The 7,103-nt window shown below is 73.8% G+C and carries 6 protein-coding genes; all 6 read left to right on the top strand.

Annotation, left to right across the window (positions count from 1 at the left end):
* The first annotated feature begins 36 nt into the window (after positions 1-36).
* The 6 genes from ACH4KB_RS27320 to ACH4KB_RS27295 all read left to right on the top strand — a co-directional run bounded on the left by ACH4KB_RS27320 (position 37) and on the right by ACH4KB_RS27295 (position 7,095).
* A complete protein-coding gene (locus tag ACH4KB_RS27320; protein ID WP_398068648.1) occupies positions 37-663 on the top strand; it encodes a DUF3017 domain-containing protein in 627 nt (208 codons plus the stop codon).
* 511 nt (positions 664-1,174) lie between these two features.
* Positions 1,175-2,419 (top strand): helix-turn-helix domain-containing protein, encoded by a 1,245-nt coding sequence (locus ACH4KB_RS27315; protein ID WP_398068542.1) that lies wholly within the window; start codon positions 1,175-1,177, stop codon positions 2,417-2,419.
* Between the two features lie 239 nt (positions 2,420-2,658).
* The gene (locus ACH4KB_RS27310; protein WP_398068541.1) at positions 2,659-3,648 is read left to right on the top strand and encodes a malate dehydrogenase; all 990 of its coding nucleotides are present in this window, start codon (positions 2,659-2,661) and stop codon (positions 3,646-3,648) included.
* Positions 3,649-3,865: 217 nt separating this feature from the next.
* Positions 3,866-5,749 (top strand): hypothetical protein, encoded by a 1,884-nt coding sequence (locus ACH4KB_RS27305; RefSeq protein ID WP_398068540.1) that lies wholly within the window; start codon positions 3,866-3,868, stop codon positions 5,747-5,749.
* Positions 5,746-6,126, top strand: a complete 381-nt coding sequence (locus ACH4KB_RS27300; protein WP_398068539.1) for a hypothetical protein — start codon at positions 5,746-5,748, stop codon at positions 6,124-6,126. Before ACH4KB_RS27305 ends, ACH4KB_RS27300 begins: the two co-directional genes overlap by 4 nt.
* A 3-nt stretch (positions 6,127-6,129) precedes the next feature.
* On the top strand, positions 6,130-7,095 hold the full coding sequence (locus ACH4KB_RS27295) for a serine/arginine repetitive matrix protein 2 (RefSeq protein WP_398068538.1): 966 nt from the start codon (positions 6,130-6,132) through the stop codon (positions 7,093-7,095).
* Positions 7,096-7,103 lie beyond the last annotated feature (8 nt).

Raw genomic sequence — 7,103 nt, 5'->3', positions numbered from 1 at the left:
TCCACCGGGCCCACCGGGCCGGGCCCGGACCCGGACCTGGTCCCGGACGTCACAGACGCGACGGCCCAGGGCACGGACACTGCCCCGTTGACCTCCACGGACACGGACGAGGCCCCGGCCCCGGCTCCGTCCACGGATAAGGGCACGGGCACGGACACGTCCACGGGCACGGGCACCGGCACGGACACGGCCACGGCCACGGGCACGGACACGTCCACGGACAAGGCCCCGGACACGTCCCCGGACGAGGCCGACGGGCGGCCTCGCCGGTCGCGGCGGTTCCCGCGGTTCACGCGGGACACGGCCCGGCCCGAGGGCGGCGGGCGGGCCGCGTCCGGCGAAGCGCCCGCCCCGGCCCGGCAGTGGCCGCTGCTCACCGTGCTCTGCGCGGCGGGCCTCGGCCTGCTGATCGTGGTGCTCGACCCGTTCGACCCGGCGTTCCGCATCGGCACGATCCTGATCGGCGGCGCGCTGATCGCCGGTGCCGTGCTGCGCTGGGTGGTGCCCTCGGTCGGGATGCTGGCGGTACGTTCCCGCTTCACCGACCTGGTCACGTACGGGCTGATGGGCACGTTGATCGTGCTGCTCGCGCTCGTCGCACAGCCCGCGCCGTGGCTCGACGTCCCGATCCTGGAGGACGCGGTCCGCTTCACGATCCGCTAGCGGGCATCCGGCGACGGGCGTTCCGCCCCCTCCAGTCCGTGGTGTCCGTCCCCACCCCCGAGGAGGGACGGACACCACGGTGGAACGGGACAACCGGGCAGGAAGCCCCGGTATGCGGCGTGATGGGCGGCCTTGCCCCGTCCCGACTCCAGCGTCATGGACAGGTAGGACCGGAACAAGCGCTCACTGAGGCCTGTGGCACGGAAGTGACCATTCCGGCACGGTGTGATCGTCACGCAACGATGGCAGACTGGCACGGCGCACAGAGCGGCACGGAGCAGACGGAGCAGTGGCCGGCGCGGACTTCGGGGCGCGTGAGAACACACGCACCCCGTCCCGGACGCTTCCGTGCGCCTCCTCGTCAGGAACTGACACCCTGGCTCCGCGCATCCTCGTGGGTAGTCCAGCTGACGGTCCGGACGGCGGCGGACGGACCGGGGACGCGCGGACCGGGGGACCGGCCGTAGCGGGGCACAGCAATGACGTCCGGGGGACAAGAGGGGGGAACGCGATGCCTCGTTGGAAGGCACTGCCCGAAGAGCTGGACCCGCAGATCAGGGAGTTCGCCGGCCAGCTGCGCAGGCTCGTCGACCACAGCGGGCTGAGCATCAACGCGGTGGCCGACCGCACGGGTTACAGCAAGACGTCCTGGGAGCGGTATCTCGACGGGCGGCTGCTCGCCCCGCGCGGAGCCGTCGTGGCCCTCGCCGAGGTGACGGGCACCCCGCAGCACCACCTCACGCCCATGTGGGAGCTGGCGGAGCGGGCCTGGAGCCGGGCCGAGATGCGCCACGACATGACGATGGAGGCCATCCGGAGCACGCAGGCCCGTGCCGCGCTCGGCGAGTTCGGCACGCCGGCTCCCGACGCTCCGGCGGCCGGCCGGCCCGGCCGGTCCTCCGCCGGCGGCCGGCCCAGCGCGTCCGGCGCCGGCGCGCGGGTTCCCGCCGCCGCGGCCCCCGCCGCCGCGGCCCCCGCCGCCGCGGCCCCCGCCGGCACGGGCGCCCCGCCCCGCGACGCCCACGGCAAGGACCCGTACGGCGGCGGGGCCTACGAGCCCGGCGACGAGGACACGCGCCAACTCCTCGTCCCCACCCAGCGCGGCACCGCGCCGCCCCCCGCCCGCCACCAGGACCGGCCGTACGACGGCGGGGCGGACCAGGGTGGGCAGCGGCCGGAGCGGAACACGGCGGGGAGCACCAGCCGCGGCTCCGGCTCGGGCTCCGGCCGGGACGTGCGCGGCACCCGACCGGGCACGGCCCCCGGAGGCCGCAGGCAGGGCCCCATGCTCGCCGTCGGGGCCGTCGGCGCCCTGATCGTCGTGGTCGGAGCGGTGCTGCTCGCACCGGGCGACGACGCGGCCAAGGCCACCCCCACCCCGTCGGTGGCTCCCACCGAGGCCGCCGCGGAGCTGCCCGTGGGCGTCGAGTGCACCGGCGCGGAGTGCGCCGGGAAGGACCCCGAGGCGATGGGCTGCGGCGGCGAGTTCGCCCGTACGGTGGCCGGCGCCGTGGTCGGCGGCAGCAAGATCGAGGTCCGCTACAGCGAGGTCTGCTCCGCCTCCTGGGCCCGGCTCACCGAGGCGGCCATCGGCGACACCGTGCGGATCACCGCCGGCGAGGGAGCGCAGAACAGCGAGGTCATGGGGGACACCGACGCGTACACCCCGATGGTCGCCGTGAAGAAGGCGGCCGACGCGAAGGCCTGCGCGACGCTCACCTCCGGCACGAAGGGGTGCACCGGCCCGGGCGAGTGACGGCGGCCCCGGGCCGACGGAAGCCAGGAGCCCCGTGGCTCAGGCCCATCGGTGCGGTGCGTGACCGGTTGTGTGCGGTGCCACAGGGGGGCGGGCGGCCCGGCCGGGCCGGGTCCGATAGCCTGACCGCTGGATATCTCTTCACGTCAAGATTCGTCGGGGCGGGGAGAGCGTCCAGCACCAGGGTCCGGCACCAGGGGCCGGGACCCCCACCGCCAGCTGTCTAAACGGAGACCGCCATGACCCGCACTCCCGTGAATGTCACCGTGACCGGCGCAGCCGGCCAGATCGGCTACGCGCTGCTCTTCCGCATCGCCTCCGGCCACCTGCTCGGCCCGGACGTGCCGGTCAACCTGCGCCTCCTGGAGATCCCGCAGGGCCTCAAGGCCGCCGAGGGCACCGCGATGGAGCTCGACGACTGCGCCTTCCCGCTGCTGCGCGGCATCGAGATCACCGACGACCCGAACGTCGGCTTCGCCGGTGCGAACGTAGCCCTGCTCGTCGGCGCCCGCCCGCGCACCAAGGGCATGGAGCGCGGTGACCTGCTCGCCGCCAACGGCGGCATCTTCAAGCCGCAGGGCAAGGCCATCAACGACAACGCCGCGGACGACATCAAGGTCCTCGTCGTCGGCAACCCGGCCAACACCAACGCGCTCATCGCGCAGGCCGCCGCCCCGGACGTACCGGCGGAGCGCTTCACCGCCATGACCCGTCTGGACCACAACCGCGCGATCTCGCAGCTGGCCGCCAAGACCGGCGCCGCCGTCTCCGACATCAAGAAGCTGACGATCTGGGGCAACCACTCGGCCACCCAGTACCCGGACATCTTCCACGCGGAGATCGCCGGCAAGAACGCCGCCGAGACCGTCAACGACGAGGTGTGGCTGGCCGACACCTTCATCCCGACCGTCGCCAAGCGCGGCGCCGCGATCATCGAGGCCCGTGGCGCGTCCTCGGCCGCCTCGGCCGCCAACGCCGCCATCGACCACGTGCACACCTGGGTCAACGGCACCGCCGCCGGCGACTGGACCTCGATGGGCATCCCGTCGGACGGCTCCTACGGCGTCCCCGAGGGAATCATCTCCTCCTTCCCGGTCACCACGAAGGACGGAAAGTACGAGATCGTCCAGGGTCTGGACATCAACGAGTTCTCCCGTACGCGCATCGACGCGTCGGTCAAGGAGCTCACCGAGGAGCGCGACGCGGTCCGCGGGCTCGGCCTCATCTGAGACCCGCACCCGCACCACGTCGAGCGCCCCCGGCAGCACCCGCCGCCGGGGGCGCTTCCGCGTCTCCCGCCCGGCGAGATGTGGCCGACAATCGCCTGACCAAGCCTCCCCGGCCCCGCTACATTTGGCTCCTTTCGATCTTTGCCGTCCCCCCCTCCCCGTCTCCGTAGGGCCCCGGGCCGGGACGGTGCGCAGCGCGAGAGGGAAAGAGGAGCCGGTGACCGGGAGTGCCGTGCCGCAGCCGTCGCAGGGCCAGGACGATCTGCTCGGGAAGCCGCCGGTGCACCCTGCCACGAGCGAGGCGTGCAGACTGCTCTGCGCCGGGGCCCATCTGCACGACGGCTACCGGAACGCGGTCATCGACCAGCTGTACGTCCAGGAGCATCGGGTCGTCGCCCCGTCGCTCGGTTTCGACGCCGCCCGGGTCCTCGCCCACGCCCTGCGCGCCCGCCGCACCGAACTCCGCTGGGCGGCGGGCGTCCTGGGCGTCTGGCTGGTGGCCTCGATCTTCACCGGAGGCTTCTTCGGCGTGCTGTTCCTGCCGTGCGTCCTGCTGGCCGCGGCGCACTGGATCCGCGGGACCGGCCGGAACCCGTCCGTCCTCCGAAGAGTTCTGGCCTTCCTCCTGCGCTGGTACGGGCGGGTGTTCCTGTTCCTCGGGGTTTCCACGGTCTTCGTGGGTGCCGTCACCGGTCTGTTCGGGGACGACGACCCGGACGAGACCCCCGGTCCCTACGACCCGGCAGCCACCTACCCGTCGGACACCGACCCCTTCGGGGCCGACAGCTACTCCAGCTCCGGCACGGACGTCTTCGACGTGTTCACCGTGTTCTCCTGGGTGGCAGTCCTGGCCATCGTCTCGCTCGTGGCCATGGTCGGCCTCCAGCGCGGCCAGTTCGCCCGCGTGATGACCGAGGAGCTGGCCCGGCAGAACTTCGGCGACCTCGTCGCGGACCCCGCCGAACGCGCGGCGGACACCCGTTTCCGGCGGCTCCAGCAGCGCATCCGGCTGGAACAGCACGCCCCGCTCGTCATGTACGGCGAACAGGACCCGTTCTGCGGCGCGGGAACGCCCTACCGGCCGTGGAACCTCGCGGTCGAGCTCCGGCCGAGCGAGGACGGCCCCGCCGAACCGCTCGGCAACGGGCAGATCCTGCGCCGGATCGTGCCGCTGCTGGAGGCCCTCCGGGTGCCGTCCCCGCACGGGTCCGCCGAGGGCGCCGCCGCCGTCCGGGACCGGCTGCGCGAGCTGGTGATCGACGAGTGCGTCTTTCTGCCGATGGCCGGCATGACCCGCCGCGAGGACGCCCCGTACGGGCCCGGAGCGTTCGAGGAGCACCGAGGCCGCGCCGTCGAGGAGGGCGGCGAGAGCAGGCGGCACTTCCTGCGTATCCGGGTCGGCGGCTGGAACGAGGAGGTCGTCGTCACCGTCTTCGTCCGGGTCCACACCCAGGGCGGGATGCTGATGCTCGAGGTCGCCCCCCACGTCCTGATGCCGGTGCACCCGCTGTTCCGCGACGCGGACCGGATCGCCCACCGGCACCGCAACAACAACTGGTTCGGCAAGGCGGTCTGGGCGGTGTCCCACACCCCGGCCTCCCTGGTGGACTCGGTCGTCGCCCTGGGGCGCGGCGCGGTGAGTTTCTGGCGGCTCCTCACCGCGGGGAACTCCGGGGCGCTGCCCGAAGGGCCCGCGTTCTCCGTCCGGCAGCTGGGCGCGGACGAGGACGCCTCCCTCTTCCAGGACATGGACATCAACCGGTATCTGAAGAGCATCGAGGACCGGGTGAACGGCGGAGTCCGGCTGGCGCTGCGTGAAGCCGGCTACGAGACCGACGAGTTCGAGCAGAAGATCGTCAACGTCGGCGCGGGCGGCGTGTTCATCGGGTCGGCGAAGGACAGCGCGATCGGGATCGGCGACCACAACGACGTCCGGCGCTCCGGCCCGCCGAAGCCCTCCGGCCCCGGGCCCGGTCGAAGAGCCGGCCCCGGGCCCGGCACCGGAACCGGCCCCGGCGCGGGAACCGGCCCCAAGGGCCCGGCCGCCTCCACGGACCGACAGCCGAAAGAGCCGAAAGAGCCGAAAGCAGGAGAGAAATGACCGGCCAGACCCCTGACGAGCAGCCGCCGCGCACCGTGCACATCGGCTCGGTGACCGGCAGCGCCTTCGCCATCGGCGACCACAACACCGTCACCCAGCACCAGCACGCGGCACCCGCCGACGAGGCCCAGGCCGAGCTGCTGCGCGCCGTACGGGAGCTGCGCGCCGACCTCGCCCGGTTCACCGCCTCCGACGCCACGGAGATCCTCGACGCGGAACTGGTCTCGGTGGCGGACGAGATCGAGACGGCGGGAGCCGCCGAGCGGGGTCGCCTCGCCCGGCTCCAGCAGGCGCTGACCGCCGCCGGAACCCTCACCGGAACCCTGGCGTCCGGCGTCGCGGTGGGCCAGGCGCTGGCCGCCCTGCTGGGAGGCTGAGCGATGACCGGGGGCGGCGGAGTGCGGTGGAACGACGAGGAACAGCGCTGGGAGGCCGAGCCGTCGGGCGTCCGCCCACCGCCCGTGCTGCCCCCGCAGCCGGCCGTCGCCCCGGTGGTGCCGCCCGCGCCTCCCGTGCCGCCGGGGGACCCCCGGGCGCCGGTGGCCCCCGACCCGTACACGGAGAGCAGGCCCTATGCCGTACCGGGCCCGACCGGCCCGTACAACAACCTCACCGGGGACCACGCGACGGCCACCGCCCCCCGGTCGTCGCGCGACCGGGTCACCCCGCTGGCCGCCGGGCTCACCGTGGCGGTGCTCGCCGCCGGGGCGACGGCGCTCTGGTTCGCGCTCGCGGGCGGGGACGACGGCGGCCGGGACGACGCCCGGGGGCGGACGGCGAGCACCCGGGCCGAGGAGTTCACGGACTCGGCCGACCCGGCGACCGAGGCCCCCGACGGCTCCGAGGAGGTCCCGCCGGGCGCCTCGGACACCGCGTCCCCGGACGCCTCGCCGCCGCCCGGGTTCATCACCCAGGACGACGCCGAGGGCTTCCGGATCGCCGTGCCCGAGGAGTGGGGCGAGCGGTCGGAGGAGGCCGGCGCGGTGTTCTACAAGCCCCTCGACGGCACCGAACTGGTCCAGGTCTTCCGGGTGTCCGAGCCGGGCATGACCGCGCTGGACGCGGTGACCGCGGCCTCCGAGGGGCTCAGCGAGAACCCCGGCTTCGAGGAGATCCGCGTCGGGGCCGTCGACAACCCGCTCGGTGGCGAGGCGGCCGAGCTGGTGTACGCGTACGACAGCGAGGAGTCCGGCGGCCGACGGCAGGTCGTGGAACGGGTCTTCACCGCCTCGGACGGCCGGCTGTACGCGGTGCTGGTCGGCGCTCCCGACAGCCAGTGGCCGCGCCACGAGGAGATCCTCGATATCGCCGTGACCCACTTCGACCCGTACGACAACCCGTTCTGACGCGCGTT

Origin of the sequence: Streptomyces sp. NPDC017520 (assembly GCF_044329855.1) — a bacterium.
Lineage (GTDB): Bacteria > Actinomycetota > Actinomycetes > Streptomycetales > Streptomycetaceae > Streptomyces.
The sequence above is the reverse complement of the archived record's forward strand: the minus strand, read 5'-3'. Positions and strand labels throughout refer to the sequence as shown.

Coding starts and splice junctions, on each gene's coding strand:
- ACH4KB_RS27310 (WP_398068541.1), top strand. CDS start 2,659: ATGACCCGCACTCCCGTGAATGTCACCGTGACCGGCGCAGCCGGCCAG.
- ACH4KB_RS27315 (WP_398068542.1), top strand. CDS start 1,175: ATGCCTCGTTGGAAGGCACTGCCCGAAGAGCTGGACCCGCAGATCAGG.
- ACH4KB_RS27300 (WP_398068539.1), top strand. CDS start 5,746: ATGACCGGCCAGACCCCTGACGAGCAGCCGCCGCGCACCGTGCACATC.
- ACH4KB_RS27295 (WP_398068538.1), top strand. CDS start 6,130: ATGACCGGGGGCGGCGGAGTGCGGTGGAACGACGAGGAACAGCGCTGG.